Annotated in this window: 15 protein-coding genes and 1 riboswitch; of the genes, 7 read left to right on the top strand and 8 right to left on the bottom strand. The window is 62.7% G+C overall.

The features are described 5' to 3' along the window. Positions 1–96: 96 nt before the first annotated feature. From RIG82_02560 to RIG82_02545, 4 genes are all read left to right on the top strand, one after another. Complete coding sequence (locus RIG82_02560) at positions 97–4,086, top strand: hypothetical protein (protein ID MEQ9459823.1); 3,990 nt, start codon at positions 97–99, stop codon at positions 4,084–4,086. Between the two features lie 110 nt (positions 4,087–4,196). Then, a complete protein-coding gene (locus RIG82_02555; protein ID MEQ9459822.1) occupies positions 4,197–6,071 on the top strand; it encodes an efflux RND transporter periplasmic adaptor subunit in 1,875 nt (624 codons plus the stop codon). A 10-nt stretch (positions 6,072–6,081) separates the two neighbouring features. Then, entirely contained in the window at positions 6,082–8,277 is a 2,196-nt protein-coding gene (locus RIG82_02550) for a hypothetical protein (GenBank protein MEQ9459821.1), read from the top strand. Further along, positions 8,274–10,280: a hypothetical protein gene (locus tag RIG82_02545; protein ID MEQ9459820.1), complete on the top strand. Its 2,007-nt coding sequence runs from the start codon at positions 8,274–8,276 to the stop codon at positions 10,278–10,280. Before RIG82_02550 ends, RIG82_02545 begins: the two co-directional genes overlap by 4 nt. Before the next feature lie 3 nt (positions 10,281–10,283). Here the strand turns inward: RIG82_02545 and RIG82_02540 are convergent, their stop codons facing one another. After that, the gene (locus tag RIG82_02540) at positions 10,284–11,129 is read right to left on the bottom strand and encodes an efflux RND transporter periplasmic adaptor subunit (GenBank protein ID MEQ9459819.1); all 846 of its coding nucleotides are present in this window, start codon (positions 11,127–11,129) and stop codon (positions 10,284–10,286) included. Positions 11,130–11,205: 76 nt separating this feature from the next. Here RIG82_02540 and ruvA point away from each other — a divergent pair, with 76 nt between their 5' ends. Further along, the gene (gene ruvA, locus RIG82_02535; GenBank protein MEQ9459818.1) at positions 11,206–11,841 is read left to right on the top strand and encodes a Holliday junction branch migration protein RuvA; all 636 of its coding nucleotides are present in this window, start codon (positions 11,206–11,208) and stop codon (positions 11,839–11,841) included. Here the strand turns inward: ruvA and RIG82_02530 are convergent. Both RIG82_02530 and trxB read right to left on the bottom strand, forming a co-directional pair. After that, on the bottom strand, positions 11,826–12,326 hold the full coding sequence (locus RIG82_02530) for a DUF4405 domain-containing protein (GenBank protein MEQ9459817.1): 501 nt from the start codon (positions 12,324–12,326) through the stop codon (positions 11,826–11,828). The genes ruvA and RIG82_02530 overlap by 16 nt on opposite strands. A gap of 139 nt (positions 12,327–12,465) precedes the next feature. Further along, positions 12,466–13,464, bottom strand: coding sequence for a thioredoxin-disulfide reductase (trxB, locus tag RIG82_02525; protein ID MEQ9459816.1), 999 nt, complete (start codon positions 13,462–13,464; stop codon positions 12,466–12,468). A 168-nt stretch (positions 13,465–13,632) separates the two neighbouring features. On the opposite strand from trxB, the gene RIG82_02520 reads away from it, so the two are divergent. Together RIG82_02520 and RIG82_02515 are read left to right on the top strand one after the other, a co-directional pair. Continuing rightward, the gene (locus RIG82_02520; protein MEQ9459815.1) at positions 13,633–14,430 is read left to right on the top strand and encodes a glycoside hydrolase family 16 protein; all 798 of its coding nucleotides are present in this window, start codon (positions 13,633–13,635) and stop codon (positions 14,428–14,430) included. Between the two features lie 128 nt (positions 14,431–14,558). Continuing rightward, a complete protein-coding gene (locus tag RIG82_02515; GenBank protein MEQ9459814.1) occupies positions 14,559–15,677 on the top strand; it encodes a membrane dipeptidase in 1,119 nt (372 codons plus the stop codon). Here RIG82_02515 and RIG82_02510 read toward each other — a convergent pair whose 3' ends face one another. The 5 genes from RIG82_02510 to RIG82_02490 form a co-directional block, all read right to left on the bottom strand. Beyond that, positions 15,678–18,923, bottom strand: a complete 3,246-nt coding sequence (locus tag RIG82_02510; protein MEQ9459813.1) for a hypothetical protein — start codon at positions 18,921–18,923, stop codon at positions 15,678–15,680. 287 nt (positions 18,924–19,210) lie between these two features. After that, complete coding sequence (locus tag RIG82_02505) at positions 19,211–20,620, bottom strand: hypothetical protein (protein MEQ9459812.1); 1,410 nt, start codon at positions 20,618–20,620, stop codon at positions 19,211–19,213. A gap of 37 nt (positions 20,621–20,657) precedes the next feature. Then, positions 20,658–20,924, bottom strand: a complete 267-nt coding sequence (locus RIG82_02500; GenBank protein MEQ9459811.1) for a (2Fe-2S)-binding protein — start codon at positions 20,922–20,924, stop codon at positions 20,658–20,660. Between the two features lie 146 nt (positions 20,925–21,070). Continuing rightward, positions 21,071–21,886 (bottom strand): type II secretion system protein, encoded by an 816-nt coding sequence (locus tag RIG82_02495; GenBank protein MEQ9459810.1) that lies wholly within the window; start codon positions 21,884–21,886, stop codon positions 21,071–21,073. Continuing rightward, on the bottom strand, positions 21,883–24,021 hold the full coding sequence (locus RIG82_02490) for a DUF4465 domain-containing protein (GenBank protein ID MEQ9459809.1): 2,139 nt from the start codon (positions 24,019–24,021) through the stop codon (positions 21,883–21,885). The genes RIG82_02495 and RIG82_02490 overlap by 4 nt, the downstream gene beginning before the upstream one ends. Before the next feature lie 130 nt (positions 24,022–24,151). Next, positions 24,152–24,393, bottom strand: a riboswitch (cobalamin riboswitch). Between the last annotated feature and the right edge of the window lie 133 nt (positions 24,394–24,526).

Below are 24,526 nucleotides of genomic sequence, written 5' to 3'. Positions count from 1 at the left end.
GGCAGCCAGTCCCTGTGTTTCACTTCTTATACCTACCCATCCCGCTCTTCAGCGCTAGGCTGTTGGTGGATACCCGGAGTGAAAAAGGAGCCGCCCGTGTCGCATGTCGTTCGCCGTACACAGGACCCATCCGCCCGTCTCGAATCCTTGGAAGACCGCGTCCTGCTCAGCGGGACGGGTTTCTCGACCGCTGATGTGTTCGAGACCCCGCTCGATCAGGCACTGCTGACCCAGGGCGTCATCCAGATCGACAACTCCGTCACGCTGGAGCTGGCCGAGGCGAGCACCGCCGACTTGCCGGTACCCGTCGGCACCCAGCCGCAGGGAGCCTTGTCCGGCAAGATCGTTTACGTCCACGCTGGCCACGGCTTCACCTGGACCAACGGCTCGTTCTGGACCACGCAGCGCGGCGAGGGCTTCGAGCTGGTCGAGGACCTTGGCAACATCGATCAGATGAACTTCCTGGTCGACCAGCTCTGGAACGCGGGCGCGACGATCGTCCCGCTGCGCCCGGCGCAGCATCAGCTCAACGAGGTTGTGCTCGACAACGTCGATCCCGAAGTCACGTTCGTTGGCGGCTGGTCGAACTCCTCGCAGACGGTCTACTACGGCGAGGCTGGTGAGGTGCCTTACCGCTTCGCTTCGACCTCCGCGTCCGAAACGGCCTACGCCCGCTACCGACCGGATATCCCCGAAGCGGGGTACTACCCGGTCTACACCTTTGTGCTCTCGGGTTCCGACCGAGTCGACCAGCTCTACCGGGTGCATCACACCGGCGGGATCACCGAGGTCAGCGTGGACCACACCAAAGTCGGCACCGGCTGGGTGTACCTCGGTAACTTCTATTTCGACGAGGGCACCGACGGCTACGTTGATATCTCCAACCGCAACGATGACTCCGGCGTCGTGATCGCCGACGCGATCCGGTTCGGCAACGGCATGGGCGACATCGCACGCAATGGTCAGCTCTCGGGGCGCTCACGCGAAGACGAGGCGGGGCTTTACTGGGTCGAGCGCCTGGTCACTGACAGCCAGGGGATCCCGACCTCGGAGTACCGAGCGTCATCCGACGATCGTTCTGCAACGGTGAGTCTGGCCCCGCGTTGGGCCGAGTTCATGAACCGCGAAGCGTCGGGATCACTCCAGGACCGCGTGTTCCTCTCGTTCCACTCGAACGCTGGTGGGGGCCGTGGGGCTGTTGGCCTGCTGAACACCAGCTCAGGAGCAGCCACCCCCAACCAGGCTCTCTGGGCCGAACTCACCGGTGCCGCCATCAACGATGATTTTCAGGCCATCGGCACCCCAGCACTCGAACACCTCTGGTCTAACCGCTCGATCAATGTCTTCGCGTCCAGCTTCGGCGAGATCAGCAACTTCAGGATTAATAACGAGTTCGACGCCACCATTATCGAGACGGCGTTTCACGACAGTCAGCTCGATACCGAGCTGATGCGTGACCCCGAGGTGCGTCAATGGATCGCGCGGTCGCAGGTCCACGCGATGATGCAGTACTTCGATCAGATTGGCACGATCGCCTCGACGGTCGAGCCCCCCGAGGCTCCGACCAACACCGCGGCACGAACCAACTCGGCGGGTGAAGTGACGGTCAGTTGGGATGTCCCTGTTTCGGGTGGCGTCAACGGCGCAGCGCCCACCGGCTACCTCATTCAGACCTCTTTCGACGGGTACGGCTTCGATGGAGGGACGTTCGTCGCTGGCGGGGCGAGCACCTCATTTACATTCACAAATCTTGATCCGGGCAACGGCGTCCACTACTTCCGCGTGCTGGCGGTGAACGATGGCGGGGTCTCGCTGGACTCGCCCGTGGTCGCGGCGAATCCGGGACAGACCGATGACTCGGCGATCCTGATTGTCAATGGCTTTGACCGGTACGACCGCTCGCTGAATGTGCGCGAGCAGTTCATCGGCTCAGCGGTGATCGACCGTGTCCGCCCGCAGTGGATGAACACGTTCGATTACACCATCCAGCACGCCGACGCGATCTTCGCCGCAGATAGCAGCATCGGTTTTGACTCGGTCCAGAACGACGCGGTGATCTCCGGCGCTGTGGACCTGTCGCAGTACACCACCGTGGTCTGGGTGCTTGGCGAGGAGTCTTCAGCGGACGCGACGTTCAATGCCACCGAGCAAACGCTGGTTGGCAACTTTGTGAGCGCTGGTGGCAACCTCTTCCTGTCGGGCTCTGAGATCGGCTGGGACCTCGATGCGCTCGGGAACGGATCGGCTTTCTTTACCAACACGCTCCGCGCGGATTATGTCTCGGATGACGCGAACACTTACAACGCCTCGGGCACTGCGGGATCGATCTTCGCCGGGATTTCGCTGTCGTTCGACGACGGCGACCTGGTCTATGACGTGAACTCCCCCGACGTGATCAGCGCGACCGGTCTCTCGCAGGCCGCGTTGACCTACGCCACCGGCGGGACAGCGGCGATCCAGTCGGAGGCGACTCTGGGAAGCCAAGGCGGGCTGGTGATGCTCGCGTTCCCGTTCGAGGCGATCACCGATCAGGCCGACCGCCACGCGATCATGGCCGCGGCCCTCACGTTCCTGGGCTCTGAGCCGATCGATCGTCCGGATACGCCGACGTCGGTGGTCGCCGAGAGCTTCCCCGGTCAGGTCGTGCTGAGTTGGCAGGCCCCTGTTGATGTCTCGATTGTTGGCTACCACGTCGAACGACAGGACAGCCCGGGCGGCGACTTCAATCGTCTGACGCTTGATCCGGTTGCCTACCCCGTCTATCTGGATTCCGCCGTGGTCAACGGCCAGAGTTACACGTATCGAGTGGTCTCGGTGAATGCCGAGGACACCGAGAGCCTGGCGTCATCGCTAGCGCAGGCAATGCCACAAAGCCTAAGCGTGGTGATTGAAGACATCGAGCCGGTCTTTGGCAATCAGCTCTTTGGTACCTGGTCGCCATTCACTGGCGTTGGCTTCGAGGGTTCCGATGCACACGCAGCAGCGACGGGCGACGCGAACTCAGCGACGTGGACGCTGTCACTCCTAGCATCGGGCAGCTACGAGCTTGACGCGCTCATCCCAACCGCCATCGCGGGCTTCCTGGGTGACATCGCAACGTATCGCTTCATCTCCGATGAGGGTCTTCAGATCATTGACATCGATCCATCCTCTTCCACCGGAGATGGCTGGTTATCTCTTGGCGTCCATGATCTTCCCGCGGGTGATTTGCTCATCATCCTTGATGCCAGCTCATCCCCACCAGGTGGTTTTGTGGTTGCCGACGCGGTCCGTGCCACCCAGCTCGCTGACATCCCGACCGACAACCCGCCGGTGGTCACCGAGGTGGTGGTTGGTTCCAGTTCATGGTCGACCTCGTTCCTCGATCAGATCGATCCGGGTCGTGGGTTGGGCTACTCGATGCCGACGGGTGCGGATCAACTTGACGCCTTGCCGTGGTCGAATCTCAACACCATCTCACTGGTGTTCTCCGAGGAGGTCTTTGTGACTCAGGGCGATCTGGTGTTGGGTGGTAGCGTGATTGACTTCACCTTCAACGACGCCACCATGACGGCGACATGGACACTCGCTGCGCCTCCAGGCACGGGCAACTATATGCTCCAGCAGGCGATCGGTTCGATCGTCGATGGTCAGGGCGTGAGCCTCGACGGCGAGTGGCTTGATGGTGTTTCTGTGGCATCGGGTGATGGTCTGCCAGGCGGCAGTTTTGTCTACAGCTACGGCGTGCTTCCCGGTGACACCAACGGCGACCGGATCGTCGATCTGATCGACCTGTCTACGCTTGCTTCGAACTTCGGTGACCCAGGACCCGCAGGCGATTTCAACGGCGACGGCGCTGTCGATCTCATCGACCTCTCCACCTTGGCCTCGAACTTCGACACCGAGCTTACCGGACCTCTCCCGGCCCCCGCACTCACCGCCGAGACCGATACGCCGGCCCCATCCAGCAACCTCGCACAGACCGAGGCGGCTCATCGCTGGGCCAGTGCGAGGCAGACAACCCTTGGCTCCACAACGACCTCCAGCGCAAGCTGGCTCGAGTCGGACACCGCAGACGACGACGAGAGCCCATTTGGGCTGTGGTGAAGATGATGTGAAGCTGGGTCCTCTCGCTCTGATTCCTGCGGATTGCCGATAGGATGGGTAGGGAGAATCCAGGGCCTCGCTCGTGGTGAGTGCCCGCCAACCGGTGGCTGATGTCTACCTCTGTCCACGGCGTCGGTGACCTTGCCGCGTCTACGCAACAGCATTCTGAAGACCCGTTCGGCCTCGACGGCCCGCCGGACCAGTTTTTGGCGCGCTTCCTGGCAGCCCAGCGAGCCGCGGGGCTGGCACTTGCTGGCGCGATGCTCCGACCCGAACGGCAGGGCGTGGTCGAGGTCCTGGCACTGGACCCGGCACCTCAGGCTGGTGAGCCCCGCCGCCCGCGTTGGCTTGCCGATGCCATGCCCAACGTCTCCGCTGTGCTGACCGACGGCAAGCCCCGGGTGATGCCTCATCAGGACACCAGCGGGCTCTACCTCGGATCGCCGACCGGTCATGTCGCGCTGCTGCCCTTGCGTGGCGAGAACGACGTTCGTGGCGTTGCGGTCTATCTACTTGGCGACAGCAACCCGGGCAGCGCCCAGCAATCTCTGCGTCGTCTGGAGCTTGCCGCTGCGGGAGTCAGTCTTTTTGAGCTGCGGCAGACGTTCAAGCGAAAGCAGGCCGATCTCGAACTCATGGGCGGGGCCGTCTCGCTGCTCGCGACCGTCGCGGAGCACGATCGTTTCCGCGCTGCCGCGATGGCGGCGTGCAACGAGATCGCGCAGCGCACCAAAGCCATGCGTGTCTCACTAGGCATTCTTCGTGGGCGTTACATCCACCTGCTGGCGATGAGCCAGACCGAGCAACTCAATCGCAAGATGCGCGTGGTCCAGGACATCGAGTCGGCGATGGAGGAGTGCCTCGACCAGGACGTCGAGATTCTCGTGCCGGCGTCTCCCGAGGCGGATTATGTCTCTCGTGCGACAGCAGAGCTCTCGGAAAAACACGGGCCATCACGAATCCTCGCGCTGCCACTCCGGCTAGAAGGCACGCCCGAGGCGGTGCTGCTGATCGAACTACCGTCCGATCAGTCGCTGACGCTCCGGCAGGTCGAGGGCCTACGGCTGGCCGCCGACCTGCTCGCGCCGACGCTGATCCGCCAATCGCGATCGGACCGCTGGTTCGGGGCTAGGGCAGCTGCGTGGGCGCGTCGGCACGTGGGGGAGTTGGTCGGGCCTCGGCACACCTGGGCGAAGCTGACGGCGATCGGCTTGCTGGCCTTCCTGCTGATCGCGACGCTTTATCCGGCGCGGTATCGAGTCGATGGCTCGTTTGTTGTGAAGGCCGCCCAGCGGCAGATCGTCTCGGCACCCTTCGCCGGCTATCTCGCCACGGTGAATGTCGAGCCTGGCGACACGGTCATCCCGCACATCACGATTCTGGCCACGCTGGACACCGCCGACCTCTATCTCGAACGAGCCTCGTTGCTGGCTGAGATCGAGGGTTTTGAGAAGGACCTGGCAACCGCCCGCCGGGATGGCGAGATCGCGGAGCTTCAGATCGCCCAGGCCAGGATTGATGAAGCCCGGGCCCGCGCTGACCTCATCGCCTACCGCATCGAGCAGGCGTCGATCCGATCGACGGTCCCGGGTGTGGTGATTGAGGGTGATCTCAAGCAGCAGATCGGCGTCGCGCTCGAGTTGGGGCAACCGCTGTTTGAGATCGCTCCGCTCGACGATCTGTACGCTGAGCTATCGGTGACCGAATCGCGCATCAACGAGGTCGAGCCGGGTCAGACCGGGCTGTTCGCCTCAGTGGCGAGTCCTGGCAAGTACTTGCCGTTCACGGTTGATCGCATCAACCCCGCTGCGGAGGTCGTCGAAGGTCGCAATGTCTTTAAGGTCCGCCTGCGGTTTGATGAGCCCGACGCCACGCTCCAGCCGGGAATGCAAGGCGTCGGCAAGATCGATGCCGGCCAGCGACCTCTGATCTACATCTGGACGCGCGACGCGATCCGATGGCTCCGCATGAAGCTCTGGGTCTAAGCACCACGCCATGTCCTCCCGACGCCCCCTGTTCTCCGAGTCCTGGTACCGCGTTGCCGAGATGGCACCGCGCATGCGACCCCAAGTCGAGACCTACCGGCAGCACTATCGTGGCCGACTCTGGCATGTGATCCGCGACCCGTCCAACAACAAGTTCTTCCGTCTGGATGAGCCGTCGTATCGCTTTGTGGCGATGCTCGATGGACGCCGAACCATCCGTCAGGTCTGGGACGCCTGCTGTGATCAGCTTGGCGACACGGCGCTCACGCAGGGCGAGGCCATTCAGATCGTCGGCCAGCTCTACACGGCCAATCTGCTCGATGCGGATGTCTCCGCCGATACTGCGGGGATCTTCGATCGTTATCGCGAGCGTCGCCGGCGCGAAGTCACCGGCTACCTGATGAACCTGCTGTTCGCACGCATCCCGCTTTATGACCCCGACAACTTCCTCGACCGCTGGGTGCACCTGACGCGCTGGGCTTTCGGGCCGATCGGCCTGATTTTCTGGGCGCTTCTGGTGATGACCGGTCTGTTCGTCGCCATCAGCCGGGCGGACATGCTCATCGACCAGGCGTCATCGATCATCGCACCCCGCAACCTGTTCTGGCTGTATATCGCCATCGTCGTGATCAAGCTCTGGCACGAGATGGGCCACGGCTTCGCCTGCAAACACTTCGGTCAGCAGCGCCACGCTGGCGGGGAGGTCCACACGCTCGGCATCATGCTGCTGGTCTTCGTGCCGGTGCCCTATGTCGATGCGTCCTCTGCCTGGGCGCTGCGCAACAAGTGGCATCGGCTCTGGGTCGGAGCCGCGGGCATGTACTTCGAGCTCGCCGCCGCCGCCATCGCGACCATCGTGTGGGCCGGCACCAACGCGCAGACCACCTTCTACGGCGTGCCGATTCACGCGCTGGCCTACAACATCATGTTCATCGCAGGCGTCTCGACGATCCTGTTCAACGCCAACCCGCTGATCCGTTTCGACGGCTACTACATGCTTTCAGACGGGCTCGAGGTCCCCAACCTCATGCAGCGGTCCAAGGACTATCTGTACTACCTCGTCAAGAAGTTCGCCTACGCTGTCCGCCGCCCGTTCAACCCCGCTCACACACCCGGCGAAGCGCCCTGGCTGCTGAGCTACGCCATCCTCTCGGGCATCTACCGCATCTTTTTGATGGTGACGATCATCCTCTTCGTCGCGGATCAGTTCTTCTTTATTGGGGCGATCTTCGCGATCTCCGGCATCATCGGATTCGTCTTCGTCCCGCTTGGCAAGTGGATCAAGTACCTCGCGACGAGCCCGGAGCTCACGCGTACACGATCAAGGTCTGTCGCCACGACGGCGGCCCCGATCGCGTTGATCCTTCTCGCGTTGGCGATCATCCCGGCGCCGGAGCACGGCCGAGCCGAAGGCGTCGTCGAGGCCAGGCAACGCGCGACCATCGTCGCCGGTGCCGATGGCTTCCTGATTCAACGTGCCCCTTCGTCAGCGAGTCTTGCACAGAATGACACACTGCTGCTTGCTGAGAATCCCGAACTCATGAGTCGGCACAAGCAGCTTGCCGCCCAGCTTCGCCAGCTCGATCTCCAGCTCGCTCAGGCGCGCACCGAATCGACCGCCCAGACCCAGGCGCTTCAGGAGCAGCGAGGCGCTCTGGTTCAGCGGCTCGACCGAGTTGCCGAGCAGGTCAGTCATCTCACCGTCGAGGCACCTTTTGCTGGCGATTGGGACCCCGCCGATGGCCTGACGCCGGGCCGATTCCTCAAGCAGGGCGAGCCCCTTGGCACGCTGCTTGATGTGTCCACGCTCGACATCCGCATTATCGCCGATCAGGGACTCGGCCCGCGCCTGCTCGATCGTCATCTCGTGGGCGACCTCGCTGTCGAGCTTCGTGTCGCCGGCCTCCCGGAGCACACGCTCACCGGGGACATCACCCGGGTCGCGCCCGCAGCCCAGTCGAATCTCCCGAGCCCCGCACTCTCGATGAACGCTGGCGGGCTCATGGCGACCGACCCCGAAGACCCCAACCAGCGCCGCGCCGCGCAGCCATTCTTTGAAGTTCGCATCACGCCGACTGATGCGCTCGCCGCGAACCTCCGCCCCGGACAGCGCATCGTGGGGCGATTCGCCATCGGTCATCGCCCGCTGCTGGCTCAGTGGTGGGATGCCGTCGCGCGGCTGCTGCAGGAGCGCTTCGGGCTGTGATCGCCACGCAACCCGCCCAACTTGACCACGAAGCGCCTCCGCCCAGTCAGCTCTGGCGGAATCTCAGCCGACCGGCCAAGCCTCCCAAGCTCCCGCGTGGTCTCGATGCTTTCTGGAACACCGCCAGTGCGCGCGTGGTCTCCCTGATCCCGCGCACCGCTGCTTACCTTCGTCGAGCGGAGCAGGTCCACGCGACCGCCGAGGCCCTCCGTACCGCCGCATCCCCCGCGCTCGATCAGCAGGTCGATGAGTTGCGCACGCTCTTTCGTCGCGGTCGAGCTGAGCAGGTTCACACCGATGCTGCACTGGCGTTGGTTGTCGAGCTGGCCGACCGTACGCTCGGGCTCCGCCCCTTCGTCGTTCAGGTCGCCGCCGGGCTGGCGATGATGGATGCTCGACTCGCGGAGGTCGCTACCGGCGAGGGCAAGACGCTGATCGCCACGCTCCCGGCGATCCTCGCTGGCTGGATCGGCCGCGGTTGCCACGTCATCACCGTCAACGATTACCTCGCCGAGCGTGACGCCCAGACGCTGGCCCCGCTTTACCGCAAGGCGCAGCTGCGTGTCGCGTCCATCGATGGTGAGATGCGCGACGACGCCCGCCGGGAGGCTTATCTCGCCGACATCACCTACCTCACGAACAAGGAGGTCGCCGCTGACTACCTCCGCGATCGACTCAAGCAGGGCAGTCAGCGTGGGCTGGCTTCGACCCTCGTGGACACGATTACTTCTGGCCGTGGTGCCCACGGCAGAGGCCTCGTCCAGCGCGGGCTCTCCCGTGCGATCGTCGATGAGGCCGACTCGGTTCTCATCGATGAGGCCGTCACGCCCCTGATTATCTCCGCTGAAGCCCAGAACGAGGAACAGGCCGAAGCCTTCGCGCAGGCTGTCAAGCTCGCCGAGAATCTCCAGCGGGATCAACACTACCGCGTCGATGCACGCTTCCGCGAGATTAACCTCACCCGCGCGGGCCGTGAGCATGCCGCCGAACTCGCTGAGGCCCTCGATCTCTCAGGCGTCTGGTCGACGCCTCGCGGGCGCGACGAACTCGTCCATCAGGCACTGTCCGCTAAGGAACTCTTCCTCAGCGGGCAGCACTACGTCGTCCGCGAGGGCAAGATCGTCATCGTTGACGAGTCCACCGGTCGCCTGATGCCCGATCGCAGCTGGCGGCATGGTCTGCATCAGGCCGTCGAAGCCAAGGAAGGCATCGATGTTACACCAGCCAAGGAAACGCTCGCTCGCATCAGCTTCCAGCGATTTTTCAGGATGTACGAGCACCTCTCGGGGATGACCGGCACGGCGTGGGAGGAGCGCAACGAGTTCTGGGAGGTCTACCGCCTCGTGAGCGTGCGCTTCCCGACCAACAAGCCCTGCATCCGCGATGAGCAGCCCGATCGCGTCTTCGCATCGAGCGATGAGAGGTGGCATGCTGTGGTCGAGGAGACCCGCCGACTCCATGCCGCTGGCCGTCCCGTGCTGATCGGCACGCGTTCGGTCGATGCCTCCGAACACCTGAGCACGCTGCTCACGGCCCAGGGTCTGGTGCACGAGGTGCTTAATGCGGTCCGCCACGAAGAAGAGGCCGAGATCGTCGCCCGCGCCGGCGAGCCTCGCCGCATCACCGTAGCGACGAACATGGCCGGTCGCGGGACCGACATCAAGCTCGCGCAGAACGTAGCCCAGTCGGGCGGGCTCGCGGTCATTGCCACCGAACGGCACGAAACCCGGCGGATCGATCGCCAGCTCTTTGGTCGTGCCGGCCGGCAGGGCGATCCCGGCTCCGCCGTCTGCTTCATTTCCCTGGATGACGAGCTGATCAAACGCCATTCCCGCCGAGTCGATCGTGCGTTGCTGACCCGCTACGCCAACAAGCCATCGGCGACACGATTTCTGTTTAACCAAGCGCAGTCGCGGGCGCAGCGTCTTGCCCGTGCCCAGCGGAAAGCCGTGCTCGAACACGACCACTGGCTCGAACGCCACCTCGGCTTTGCCCCCGAATAGAACTCACTCGATCGGGTCGAGAGACCCCAGCCGTACCACAAACCCCGCCGGGATGGCGCCGTCCGGGTTGTCGATCTCGAACATGCACCGGAATGTCTGGCTGGCCGGATCGATCATCGCGTCCACCACCGTCAGCTCGCCGACCAGCTCTTCGGGGGCGGGCGTCGATCCGATCAGCCGATACTGCCCACCGACCTTCAAAGCCCCGTAGACGCGGGCTGGCAGGTGGATGTCCGCCCGGATCGGGCTTCGGCTCGCGACGATCAGCAGCTCGTCCTCACGCTGGACGGTCGCGCCCGGCTCCACCAGCCGACGGAGCACCACGCCGTCGAACGGTGCGTCAATCCGATAGCGTTCAAGCCGTGCCAGTTCCAGCTCGTACCGCTTGATCGCCAGCTTCTGGTTGTCCATGGCCAGCTTGTGGTCGGCCTTGGCCTGGTCACGATTGAGCGATGTCCGCCGGACCTCCCACTCGCTCGCCGCGTCGCGCTCGAAGCTCTGCTGGATCCGATCGACCAGGATCTCTGTCTCCTTGACCGCGTACTCGGCTCGCTCGATCTGAGCCGTACTCTCTGCCTGGAGCTTGGCCGATTCGGCCGCCAGCCGCTGAACCTCATCATCCATCTGAATCAGCGGCTGCCCGACGGTGACAATCGCCCCTTCTTTGATGAGCACCGCGTCAACTATTCCGTCTGTCGGGGCCGACAGCCTGACCTGCTGCATCGGTCGGGTGACGCCCTCGTACCTCGAAAAATCCAGCGGTTCGTCTGATTGACCCATCCCGGAATCCGCGATCACGCCAAGACCCACGACCGCCGCCAGCAACAACATCAGGCTCTGCTTGTTCATGCCACCAAGGTAACGCCATCCCGCTACGGCTGACACCTTGCAACCCTCAGCACCCCTCGTGGGTAAACTCACGGGCATGATCAGCCGCATCACAGGTCATCTCGAGCGTGTCGCCCCCGACCGGGTGACCCTGCGCTCAGGCCCGATGAGCCTCGACGTCCTGGTCCCCGCCGCCGACGCCGAACGCCTCGAAGACCGCCTCGGCGGCGACATCACCCTGCACACCCTGATGATCATCGACAGCCAGAACCAGGGCACGAGCTTCATGCCCCGCCTCCTGGGCTTCGCGACCGCCGACGACCGCGCCTTCTTCGAGCTGTTTATCACCTGCAAGGGCATTGGTCACCGCAAAGCACTCCGTGCGATGGCACTACCCGCATCGGCCATCGCCAACGCCATCACCCACCGCGATCTCCCGACTCTCCAGCGGCTCCCCGAGATCGGTAAGCGCACCGCCGAGACGATCATTGCCACCCTCTCCGGCAAGGTCGATCGCTTCACCCTCCCCGACCCCGACCGACCCGCTGTCCCCACAAAACCATTGGCCTCACCGTCGGGCCTCTCCGGGCCTGCCGAGGAAGCCGCGGGGATCCTGATCCGCCTCGGCGAGCAGCGGGCGACCGCCGAAGTGCTGATCGATCGAGCCCTCAAGGCCGAGCCCGACGCCGATAGCCCCGACGCGATCCTGGCCGCGGTCTACCGACTCCGCTGACCCTCGCCCCAGGCTCTCCGCCTAGGCCGTTGCTCGTTATCTGCGTGGAGATCCTGAGCATCGGTCTGGACCACGCCCACCTCATGCCGCCAGCCCTCGCCGCGCTCATTGTGGATGACCGATTCCGTCGCCCACCAACCCAGACTGAGCACGAACACGATCACCAGCGCCGCCGCGCCCAGGCCTGTCACAACCTTGGTCCCCAGCGACGGGCAGCCCTTCGCCGCAGGCCAAACGCCGCGCCGCGCTGTAATCAGCACCCAGCCCCAGTGCACCGCCAGGTGCAGACCCACCAGCACTACGACCGTGTAGCTCATCCACAGATGTACCTCTCCCCAGCCGTGTCGACTCAACCCCCAGAGCGTTGCCGAGTGCCCCGTCCCTGCGGGCAACACATACGCCATCCCCAAACCCGTCAGCAGCAGCCCCAGCATCAGACCCGCCAAGGCCAAGTCAATCAGCCCATTGAGTGAGTTCCGTGTCATGGCTCAACCCTTTCATCGCTAGATGCTTGTCTAACGATGAAAGAGTCGGTTGATTGCAGTGGGGATTTACCCTCATTCAGCGATCGAGCCACCACCGTCGATGCGCGGCGTATGCATGGCGGCGAGGCTCGCGGGGGGGTTACTCGATCCCCTGATCCGCGAGCCAGCGTTCGGCGTCGATGGCCGCTTTGCAGCCCATGCCGGCTGCGGTGACGGCCTGCCGGTAAACCGAGTCGCTGACATCGCCCGCGCCGAAGACGCCAGGGATATTCGTGTCGGTCCCGGACCCTTCGACCTTGAGATACCCGCCGTCGTCGAACTCGAGACCCGAGTCACTCAGGAACTTGGTTGCGGGGGTATGCCCGATGGCGATGAACAGGCCGCCGAGGTCCAGCGTCGATTCCTCGCCCGTCACGGTGTCCTTGAGCCGGACGCCGGTGATCCGCTCTTCGCCGAGCACCTCGACGACGCCTTTGTTCCAGAGCACCTCGGCCTTTGGGTTGCTCAGTACGCGATCCTGCATGGTCTTGGAGGCCCGCAGCTCGTCACGGCGGTGGATGATGTAGACCTTGCTGGCAAACTTGGTCAGATAGCTGGCTTCTTCCATCGCGGTATCGCCCCCGCCCACGACGCCGAGAGGCTGATCCCGGAACGCCGGGAGCGCGCCGTCGCAGACCGCACAGGCACTGACCCCGCCACCCATCTGGGCCAGACGCATCTCGCTGTCGAGTCCCAGCCAGTTGGCCGTCGCCCCGGTCGCGATGATCACGCTGTGAGCCTTGATCACGGTCTCCCCCGAGGTCAGCACGAAGGGCCGCTGGGAGAAATCGACCGTGTCGATGTCCGCCATGATGACCCGGGTGCCGAATCGCTCGGCCTGTTTCTTGAAATCGCCCATCATGTCCGGGCCGGTGCGGCCATCGGGGTATCCGGGGTAGTTCTCGACCTCGGTCGTCAGCATCAACTGCCCGCCGGGGAGCACGATCGACGGCGTCTGCTTGGGGAAACCCTCATAAACCAGCGGATTGAGGTTCGCTCGGGCCGCGTAGATCGCCGCCGTCCACCCCGCCGGGCCGGAGCCGATGATGACGACCTTCTCGACCCCGTCCGTCCCGTTAGGCTCAACTGCATCATTCATATGGGGGATACTAGCGACTCCGCCAAACTGTTCCCGCGTCGAACGGCCGCTCATGTCGGATGAGGATTAAACTTGCTACCTTTGTTCTGAACAATGGATGAACTTAACTCACGGCGTCTCTTGAATAAGCACTTTTTTTCTCTGTCAATCGTATGCATGGTCTTCTGCATGACGACGTTGACCCAAGCTCAGGAGCAGGTCATTAAACGCATGGAGTTCGCGGGCTATACCTGGGGGATCAAGCATACCCCGGAGCCTGCGGGGCCTGGGCCCAATCACTTCTCCCACGAGCCCACCGAGGTCTGGGTGGACGACGATGGCTTTCTGCACTTGCGTCTGCACGAGCGTGACGGCCGCTGGCTTAGCAGCGAGATCATCTCAGATTGGCCCGTTGGCTACGGTACGTATGAGTTCCGACTTGCGCCAGGCACTGAACACCTCGACCCAAACGCCGTCCTGGGCCTGTTCACTTGGGACCATCACACCTGGGCCACCGACGCCAACTCCGAGATCGACATCGAACTGACCCGATGGGCAGAAGCTGATGCGCCGAATCTGCACTACTCGGTCCATCCCACGCGAGGGGTCGAGGGCCAACGGCACCGGGAGCGCTACCGGGCCGAGACCATTGATCTCCAGGGCGAGGGCTCAACGCACGTCATCCGCTGGACACCCGATCGCATCACCTGCTCCAGCTATATCGGCGACCAGGGGCCCGACGCCGATCGGCTGATCGCTGCGTGGTCGTACGACGCCAGCAACCCGCCACGCACCACAGGCAACCCGGCGGGCGAAGTAACCGGCCCCATCACCATCCCGCGTCCTAGTCCCACCACTTCGGTGCGTATCAATCTCTGGTTGCTTAACGCAGACAGACAGGGCTTGGGAGACCCGCCGACCGATGGACAGCCCGTCGAAGTCATTCTGACGGGCTTCTCGTACACGCCGTTTGATGAAGCCGACTGATCCGATAGCAACTCGACATCTCATCATCTCATCCCCCTGCCTTGCCCGGAAAGCTCCTCTCCGAGAGGATCGTGGTCACGACCGATCTGTCATCGCTCGTCAGCAGGAACATACTTTGAGGAAACGACTTGCGGCCCCTCATCGACGGACATCTCGACCTCGCACTCAACGCCCTGGGCATCCGCCGGGCCATCACGCAGCCCCTTGAAGCGATCCGGGCCGCCGAGGCGGATTTACCGCGCGGCCCCAACCGGCCCTTCGACACCGCCACGGTCTCCCTCCCCGATCTCCGGGCTGCGGGGGCGATCCTTGTCGTCACCACCCTGATTGCCCGGGCTCGTCCCTGGCGGTCGCGCTCCGGCCAGGCTGTCGGGTCGCTCGACTTCCCCGATCAGGACGGTGCCCACGCCATGGCGGCGGCGCAGCTCGACTACACCCGCTGCCTCGAAGATCGAAACATCCTGCGCATCATCACGACCACCCGAGACCTGCCCGCCCTCGACACGCCCACCCCGCTCACCGATGACCAGCCGCTGCCCATCCTCCTGACCTTCGAGGGCACCGACCCGGTTCGCGACCTCGATGACCTGCACCGCTGGCACGCCCAGGGTGTACGCACCCTGATGCTCGCGCACTTCGGTCGCTCGACTCACGCCCACGGCACCCCGTCGGAGCCTTACAACCATCACCCCAACGATGTCGATGGCCCGCTGACAGCGGAAGGCCGTCGGCTGCTGCCCGAGATCGAGGCGCTGGGGATGCCCCTCGACCTGACGCACCTGTCGGACACGTCGCTGTATGAGGCGATCGATCGTTTTGGCGGGGCCATCTACGCCAGCCACTGCGGGGCTCGCGCCCTGGTCCCCGAGTGCCAGCGGAATCTTCCCGATGAGGTCATCAAGACCATCGCGCAGCGCGGGGGCGTGATCGGCCTACCGCTGCACGGCCCCTACCTCGTATCTGATTTTGCACCCGAGACCCCGCGCGAGCACTGCTCGATCGAGCATGCCGCCGATCACCTGGACCACATCGCCCAGCTCACCGGCTCGGATCGCCACGTTGCGTTAGGCACTGACATGGATGGCGGGTTCGGTCTCGAATACACGCCAACGGGGATTGATCGCTACGCCGAGTTGCCGAAACTCGGCGCCCTGCTCGAAACCCGAGGCTGGAGCGATGAGGCCATCAACCGGCTCTTCGCGGGGAACTGGCACCGGTTTTTCGCTAGCCATCTGCCTGCGTCCTGATCAGGTCGCCCGACGGCGAACGACCAGAGCGCTCAGCCCCAGCAGCACCGCCGCCGTGGGCTCGGGGATGGCGAACAACGCGATGTCATTGCCGTCGCCGGACAGGTAGGTGATGAACAGGTCCGCCCCGCCGATGTTATCGACGAAGGCACCCTCGTCCAGACCGAGGAAGGCGCCTGTTAGCGTCCCGTCGATCGTCATCAGCGGATAGACCTCGCCACCGATGGCGGTGAAGTCGAGGCCCACCAGGCTCAATGTTCCAGCCAGCGTGACATCGCCGATCACGACGATGTCACGATACTCGTTGCCGTTCATCAGGAACTCGAGGTTCACCGTGGTATTGAGCTGGTTGTAGTCGCCCGAGATCTGGGGCCCGCTGCCACCTCGTCCCGAGCCGAACCGCCGAATCGCCAGCGTTCCTTGGTCGTGCAGGTAGCCGCCGTCGATCGTGCCGACCTCAAGCCGATCGCCGTTGAAATCAAACACAGCGGTCGGGTCCTGCAACCTGAGGGATCGCTGCTGCATCAGGGAGCCATTGAACTCAAACTCCGAACCCGCAGCGATGAAGACCGAGCCCCCACCCAGGGATGTCAGATCCTGCTGAGCGGTGAGTCTGCCGCCAACAGCCTGAATCGAATCGTTGTTGATGACCGGTATATCAAGAAAGCCCTGCCCACGGATCGTGTTGTGGGTATTGGTCAGCACCCCGCCGCTGCCTCGGACTTCGCCGATCCTGGCTTCAAAGTTGTTCATATCGAGATCCCCGCCACCCAAGATCTCCACCGGGCCGTCGAGCAGAAGGATTTCTGGGTTGCTGAACCCGCTGTTCTCGAAGGTGATCTCGCCAGTGTTGTGGAGTGTGCCGGCGACGCGTCGGTCATTGATCGTGACGGTCATCACGCCGTTGAGGGTGATGTCCTTGAGGAGCCCGCCAAGAACCCGTCCACCGCCATCGATATCGAACGTGCCCCCTTCGACGGTTCCGCCGAGGTTGAGGGTTGAGTTCGACTCGATCTCAAACGTGCCGGCGTTGGTGACATCGACGCTGATGGTGCCGGAGTTGCCGGGGCCGATGACACGGATGGTGTTGTCGACGTTGTTGAGCCCCCCGGTGGTCCCGCCGACGTGATCGATGCGGGCGTCGGCGGAGTTCATGACGATCTCGCCGCCGCCGTCGAGGGTGACCGGGCCGTCGAGAAAGAGTATCTCGCCGTTGGAGAATCCGTTGTTCTCGTAGGTGATGGTGCCGGTGTTGGTCAGCGTGCCCTTGACGACCAGGTCGTCGATGGTGATGGTCGCGGTGCCGGAGAGGTCCACATCGTGCAGGCCGTTGCCCTGGATGAAGCTGCCGGCCTCGGCGTGCAGCGAGCCACCGGTGAGCGGGCCAGTGAGGTGCAATCGAGCGCCGGCGGCGATCTCCACGTCACCGGCAGTGTTCTGGGTTTCGGCGAGGTTCAGGCGCCCGCCCTCGGCGCGGATCAGGTGGTTGTTGACGACCGGAACGCTGATGGTGCCGTGCCCGCGGAGGGTGTTGTTGGCGTTGATGAGCCCGCCGGTGCCGGTCTGCTGGGCGATGAGGGCGTCGTTGCTGGTCATAATGACCTCGCCGCCGCCGGTGAGGGTGACTTGATCGTTGAGGAGCAGGGCTTCGTTGTTGGCGAACCCGCTGTTTTCGAAGGTGATGGTGTTTAGGTTGTTGATCGTGCCGGCGACCGGGCGGTCGCTGATCGAGACGGTGAGGGTATCGACGTTGGTGATGTCGCGGAGGAGCCCGCCGTTAATGATCGCGCCGGGGGCGATGTCGATGAGGCCGCCGGTGACCTCTCCGCCGAGGGTCAGGGTGGCGCCGGGCACGACTTCGATGGTTCCGGCGTTCTGGACGTTGACGTTGATCTGACCGGAGTTGCCCGCAGTAGCGCGGAGGGTGTTATCGACGTTGATCAGGTCGCCGCCGCCGGGGTTGATCTGGTCGATGCGGGCGTCGCCGGAGTTCAGCTCGATGACGCCGCCGCCATCGAGGGTGACGGTACCGTCGAGGCCCAGCTGCTCGGCGTTGGAGAACCCGCTGCTCTCGTAGGTGATGAGCCCGGGGTTGGTGAGGGAGCCGGTGACGACGAGGTCGTCGCGGTGGATGGTGACGGTGCCGAGGAGGTCGACATCGACCAGGCCGTTACCGTCTAGGGTGCTGCCGGGCTGAGCGGAGAGGGTTCCGCCGGTGAGCGGTCCGGTGAGGCTGAGGCGCGCGCCTGCTGCGATCTCGACGATTCCCTGGGTGTTGTCGGTGGCGGCGAGCTGGAGTCGGCCGCCCTCGGCGCGGATAACGCTGTCGTTCTCGACCTCGACGGAGATGACGCCCTGGCCGGCGATGGTGTTGTTGACGTTGTGGAGGGTGGAGCCGGGGAGGCCTGCGTCGATGCGGGCCTCGAAGTTGCTCATGTTGACCGAGCCGCCGCCGGTGAGGCTCACAGGTCCTTCCAGGAACAGGACTTCTGCGTTGGAGAAGCCGGAGTTTTCGTAGGTGATGGTGCCGGGGTTGTTGAGGGTTCCGGCGACGCGGCGGTCGTCGGTGGTGACGACGAGGGTGCCGGCGTTGGTGATGTCGGCGAGGAGTCCGCCTCGGAGGTAGCCGTTGGGACCGTTGTCGATGGTCCCGCCGGTGACGGTTCCGTTGATGGTAAGTCTTGACCCATCCGGGACTTCGATGAACCCGCCGGTGTTGTTGATATCGAGGTTGATGCTGCCGGAGTTGAAGGCGGTGGCGCGGAGGGTGTGGCCTGAGTTGATGAGGGAGCTGCCGGGGCTGGCGGCGTTGATGCGGGTGTCGCCGCTACTGAGTTCGAGGGTCCCGCCGCCGGTGAAGGTCACAACTCCTTCCAGTGAAAGGACTTCCGCGTTGGAGAAGCCGGAGTTCTGGAAGGTGAAGGTGCCGTTGTTGGTGAGGGTGTTGGTGAGGGTGAGGTCGTCGAGGGAGAGGGTGAAGGTGATGGCGGGGTTGATGGTGAGCCCGCCGGTCTGCCCGCCCCCGGCGGTGGCGTTGGCGGGGATGGTGGCGGTGTCTGTGAGGGTGGGAAACCCGGAGACGATGCTGCCTAAGTCGAGATTAATCCAGTTGTTAGCGTCGTTCCAGTTGGAGTTCCCTGCGGCGCCGGTCCACTGGAAATCGTCTGCTGGGGCCGCGACGGCGAGGGCCAGCAGGGGCAGGGCGGCGATGAGCGATCGGGTGTGGAATGGGTGTGATGTGCGCATGGTGCTCCCTCTCCAGGTGCGTGCGTGAGGCAAAAGTGTTCTTTATTAGACCACAGGGGGGTCCTGGGGGCTAGTGGAAAGGCTTTAAACGGGCTGATTCATGGGGTTTATGCGCAGGACTCGTCAATCAAACGTGACCGATGGCCCCCGGAATGCGGTTGATTGTGCGCACGATCGGGGCTGAGGGGGATTGGGGCGGGGTTGTGGGGAGATGGGGTCTGGGGCTGTTGGAACCAAGACGCGGCAACAGCCAGCGATGAAGAGACATGTGGGTGAACCCAGATTAACTAACTAGCGGATGGCTTGTTACTCTCTCTCCAGAGTTGTTGCACTTGCGGGATCGGAAGTACTCCAGTTGGCTGACCTTCGGTGTATTTAAGATTTCTTAAGTCTTTAACAAGATCTTCGGGAGTATCATGATCTACTGCCATCTTGGCAAGCGTGTCACTTCTAAACCAAACAGAGTAAAGAATGCCTGAAGCGAGAAGCCGCGACTTCTGATAATCCTTATCTGAGCCCTGAACATCTCGGCCATGTAGGACATCCGACCTTTTATCATAAATTTTCTCTACAAACCGCTCGGCAGAAGTCCTCATTTCCAACTTGGGTTCCATTAGAACAGCTACGCGTTCAGCCAACACTTTTGTAGCACTGTCGCCTTTCTGACCTAGAAGAGCATCGATCGCAGTGACTGCCAAGCCAAGCGAGACAGCAACATTCTGTTGGCTATCAGATTCCGCGAGCAGACGTACAGCATTTCCGAGTCTACGAGACAATGTCCCTTTACCACTTTTACTTACATAAGCGAACTTCATACATTTTGCAATAAATTGCTTATGCTCTATTAAGCAGCTGAGCTTGATCGATAAGGGTAAGTCGGTACGATAATCTGAACCGTGGCTAACAAGTGCTGCACAACGCATCGCACATCGAAGCAATGGAAGCAGGTCTGAACAAATGTTCTCGGAAGCCTTTTCGGTCATTCTTCCTGTCAGGCTTACTACCAGATCGCCGTAGGGCTTCTCATTATCTGATTCATCACCTGACCTCGTTGTACTGCGTACTCGTCGTATGCTTTCGATGTGGTCGCAACGTAGTTCTAGATCATCTTGCGACCAGAAAACTAATCCGTCGAGTCTTATGGATTCATCTGTCAATGTGTTTGATTTACCCAGATCAGATGTATCCAACTCACCTAAGACTGAATCGCGACCTAGAGAGAGCATTCGCGTTCCTATATCAGTTTGATACATATCTTTTGAAGGTAAATCTGTGACTCTACAGACCTTAATTTTCAGATCATGTTCTCTTAGCATTCGGCTGTTTACATGATCAAGAAATCGTTTGTAATCGCCTTCTACCTGGTCTATGTCGCGGTATCTTTCAAAGTACGCGGTGAAGGCTTCAACTAACTCGCCGGTGATAGCTACACAAGGCGATGGGAACTTTTCGATATGAATACTGAGCATCCGTTCCAACTCATTGAGACTTAAGCTGCTATGGATCGAGTTAAACCAGTTTCCATAGAAAGTACGGACGAGGTCTGGATCCACTTCTTCATCATCAAACTCATACAAGAACCATGCGTCGTGCATGACTTCTAGATACTTCTCATTAACAAGAGATACCCATTCGGGTTTAGCAAGGTGGTTAAGTAGAAGTTCGGCTCGTTCTGGGTCTTTCGGATCTTCAGGCATGGCTGCAAGACTCTCAAATAACTCGGTCTAGGTAATATTAGTTTTTTGTTTTTCGCGCCGTGGTCATGAGTTGGGTGAAGGTGGTTTCGCCGGTGTTGAGGGCGGTTTCGAGGTAGGGGCGGCACATGCCGCAGCCGGCGGACGCGCCGGTTTGTTGGGCGAGGTCATCGGCGGTGAGGCTTTTGGCTTTGGCGAGGGCGAGGAGTTCGGTGAAGGGGATGCCGGCGCAGATGCAACGGTCGATGCAGATTTGGGGGCGGAGTGTGTGCAGGGGGTCGGTACGTGGCGGGGTGCGGTTCGGCATGTGTGGAGTTTAGGGGGTGGAGAGGCGGGGGTGGTGGGTTGGAGGCTTGTGGTTCCCGAGCCACGCTGCGCGGTGATCGGGGCACAGGAGTGGGTTGGTGGTCGCCCGACTTGGCCCTTGGTGTGGGGTGTGCACGTAGCAGCTGATTATTCGAGGTCGAAGAGGGTGTTGTTGTCGGGGCCGAACCAGCCGAGGTGGAGTTGTTGGTTGGTGGTTTGGGAGACGCCGTAGATGGAGGCTCGGGTGAAGCTGAGGGTTTGGGTGCTTTGGTGTCCGTCGAGCCAGGCGGCGTTGGTGGTGTGGTGGTGTCGGAAGTGGATGGAGGGGGAGGCGGGGAAGCCGGGTCCGTGGGAGGGGGGTTCGGCGAAGGAGTATTCGATGAGTTCGACGCCATCGGTGGAGAAGGCTGTGTCGGCGAAGTGGAGGGTGTTGGTGGGGTCTTTGGCGTGATGGAGTCTGGCGGAGGATTCGGAGCGGAGGTTGTCGGGGTTGTCGGTTCCGAGGAAGCGTTGGTTGTAGCCGTAGCCGCCGTTGCCTGCTTCGAAGCCTGGGCGTGGGGTGTCGAAGGTGGGGCATTCTTTGATGGCGGGGACCTGGAAGTAGGGGAGCAGGGGCGAGCGTGTGTGGTCGAAGGGTTGGTCGAGGGTGTCTCGTTCGCCGTGCCATCGCCTGAGGTTCTGGAGGATGTTGGGGGCACCGGGGACGAGGTGTTGGTTGTGGTCGTGAGCGTAGGCGAGGTTAGCGAGGGTGAGTTGTCGGAGGTTGGAGGCGCAAACGATGGCTTTGGTGGTGTGGCGTGCGGTGCCGAGAGCGGGGAGGGTGATGGCGATGAGGGTGGCGGTGATGGAGATGACGACGAGGAGTTCGATGAGCGTGAACCCTCGAGATGTATTGGTGAGAGAGGCCCCCGGGCTTCCGCCCGGGGCTCGTGGTGTTGGTTGGTGGTGGTGTTGTGGTGTCATCGTGAGGTCCGTCGGGTGAGGGCGGTGAGGGCGAGGGTGAGGAGGGTGGCGGAGGCGGGTGTGGGGATGAGGGTGAGGTTGTCGAGGGCGATGTAGGTGGGGGTGTTGATGCCGAAGGTGCCGGTGTCGGTGGAGAAGAAGGAGAGTCCGATGGAGCCCCCACCCACGTTTTCCAAAGCGAGCGGGGTCAGATCGACTTCAAGCCAGGTGTTGAGGATGAAGTCGAGGTTGTTGTCGGCGAAGGTGTAGTCGGCGAGGACGACTTCGACGGGTGTGCCGATGGTGTCGCCCTGGCCGTTGGGTTGTGTGTAGGCGGTGAGGGTGATGGTGAAGCGGTCGGGGTCGTCGCCGGTGAGGCCGCCGAAGGGTTTTGAGAACGGGTTGCCGTCGCGGATGGTGAGGGCGGTGTAGGTGGTGTTGGTGATGTAGGCAGATTCGGGTGAACGGCCTGGCGGGAGGTTGATGTAGGAGCCGTTGCCGAAGGCGATGGCGTAGTTGCCGTCGCCAGAGAGGTCGGTGCCGGTGAAGGCGGCGTATTGGTTGTTGAAGGAGGCGTCGGCGGTGTTGTTGGTGTTGGAGAAGGTCCAGCCGGCGAAGATGCCGCCTGTGAAGTCTGTGTTTTGTGTGTTGAATCCGGCGCCGGTGAAGTAGTCGGGTCCGGGAGGGGTGAGGTCGTCGAAGGTGATGGTCGTGGTGGCGAGGGCGGGTGTGGTGAGGGCGAGGGCGATGAGGGCGGGGGTGAGGGGGTATGTGTTTGTTGGGGTTGGTTTGTGGTCGTGGGTTGGTTGTGGGTTACCTGACCCCAGGCTTGCGCCTGGGGCTCGTAGTTTTTGGTTTTTTGGCGGGTTTTGTTGTTGTTGTTGGCGTCGGAGCAGGGCTCGGCAGCCGAGGAGGGTCAGTGTCAGGGATGAGGGGGCGGGGATGGAGGTGGTGGTGTTGCCGAAGTTGGCGGCGAGGGTGGAGAGGTCGATGAGGTCGATGGTGTGGTCAGCGTTGAAGTCACCCAGTCCCCAGCCGGGTGGTTGGATGAAGTCGACGCCGAAGTTAGCGGCGAGGGTGGAGAGGTCGATGAGGTCGACGGCGTGGTCGAGATTAGTGTCGCCGAAGTGTGTGTTGAGGAGGTCGGTGACGAGTCGGTGGAGGTCATCTTGATTGGCGAGGCGGTCGCCGGTGAGGTCGAAGTCGGGGTTGCCGAAGTTGTCGGTGAGGGTGTCGATATCGTCGGGTGTGATGGTGCTGTCGTTGTTGATATCGCCAGGGAGTGCGTTGGGTGGTGTGAGGAGGGCGACGCCGGCGTTGTTGAAGGAGAGGTCGAAGCCTGCGGAGCCGAGGGTTGGGTGTGCGTCGAGGATGGTGTTGCCGTGGGTGTCGGTGAAGAAGCCTGTGCCGGGGATATCGATGAGGCGGAGGTGAGTGATCGCTTGGAGGTTGACGTTGCCGGTGGTGACAGCGGGGTGATCGATGAGTTGGGCGAGGTCGAAGGGGGTGCCCCATCCTGAGGCGTGTTTGCCGGCGAGGTTGTGGACGTTGGTGGTGTCGAGGGTCGTGAAGGCGCCGAAGCCGATGAGATCAGCCGGGGTGTTGAGTGAGGTGGAGGGGAAGCGTGCGAAGGTGGTGCCATCGGATGAGACTTCGACGAAGGCGAGTTCGGCGAAGAGCTGGTTGGCGGAGGTGGTGAAGCCGTTTTCAAAGACGGCGAGATCGAAGCCGGGGCCATCGACGATGGGGTGGGCGAGTTGGATGGTGGCGGAGCCGGGGTTGTCGATGCCGGTGAAGCCGTAGGGGTCGGTGGTGTCGTTGATGTCGCCTGAGAAGGGTGTTTCGATCCCTGAGAACGGTGGTATTTCGCCGGTAGGGGGCGGGTTGTTGGGGTCGTAGAGGTCGCCGAGGGAGGCGAAGCCAGTGATGGGGTCGTTGAAAGTTGGGTTGACGCCTGGGGAGGGCGAGTAGTCGGCGAGTGAGCCGTTCCAGGCGGTGATGCGGGGGTCGGTGCTTGATATGGGGGGATCGATGGGGTGAGCGGGGTCATTGGAGGGGGCGGAGAAGGGGCCGGCGAGGGCTGGGTTGGGGGTGAAGAGGGCGGAGAAGGCGATCGCGCAGGCGACGGCCGAACGGTGGCACCGTGGGTGCGTCATGGGGACCTTTCCGGCCATCGCGCAGGCCGACTCCCGAGGGTGGAAGAGGGGTCCTCGCGTGGTCCGGGTGTTGGGCTGAATCGTCGGGAGAACGAGACGGCGCGTGGCCCGGGCCGTCCTGTTCGCGAGGACAGAAGCCCAAGCCTCGGGCAGGTCTTCCGGCTCAGGGCTGTGGTTCGGCCCGCCTTCCCACTCGGGCCCGTTGCGGGCGAGAGCAGTGGCGTGTGGGTCGAACCTACCTATCCCTTGTGGAGTAGGAGCCCATTACGGCGGCGCGTCCGCGGAGGAGTTGTCACGGTCTGAAGGGCCGTGACTCACCTCGCTTCCCTTTTCAGGAGACGTTTTCGGGGAACCGAACCGTCTCGCACCAGAGGCGAGTGCAGGGTAGTTGCCTGGATTGCCCAGTCAATACGGGACAACCCTATCTCGTGAAGAAACTGGGTTCAGGTTGGTTGGGGCTTGCATCGGTGGGGGTGGCTGGTACCTTACTTGGCCCGGCTGGAAC

The sequence above is a fragment of the Phycisphaeraceae bacterium genome (assembly GCA_040222855.1).
In the GTDB taxonomy this organism is placed as follows: Bacteria; Planctomycetota; Phycisphaerae; order Phycisphaerales; family Phycisphaeraceae; genus Mucisphaera.
The sequence above is the reverse complement of the archived record's forward strand: the minus strand, read 5'-3'. Positions and strand labels throughout refer to the sequence as shown.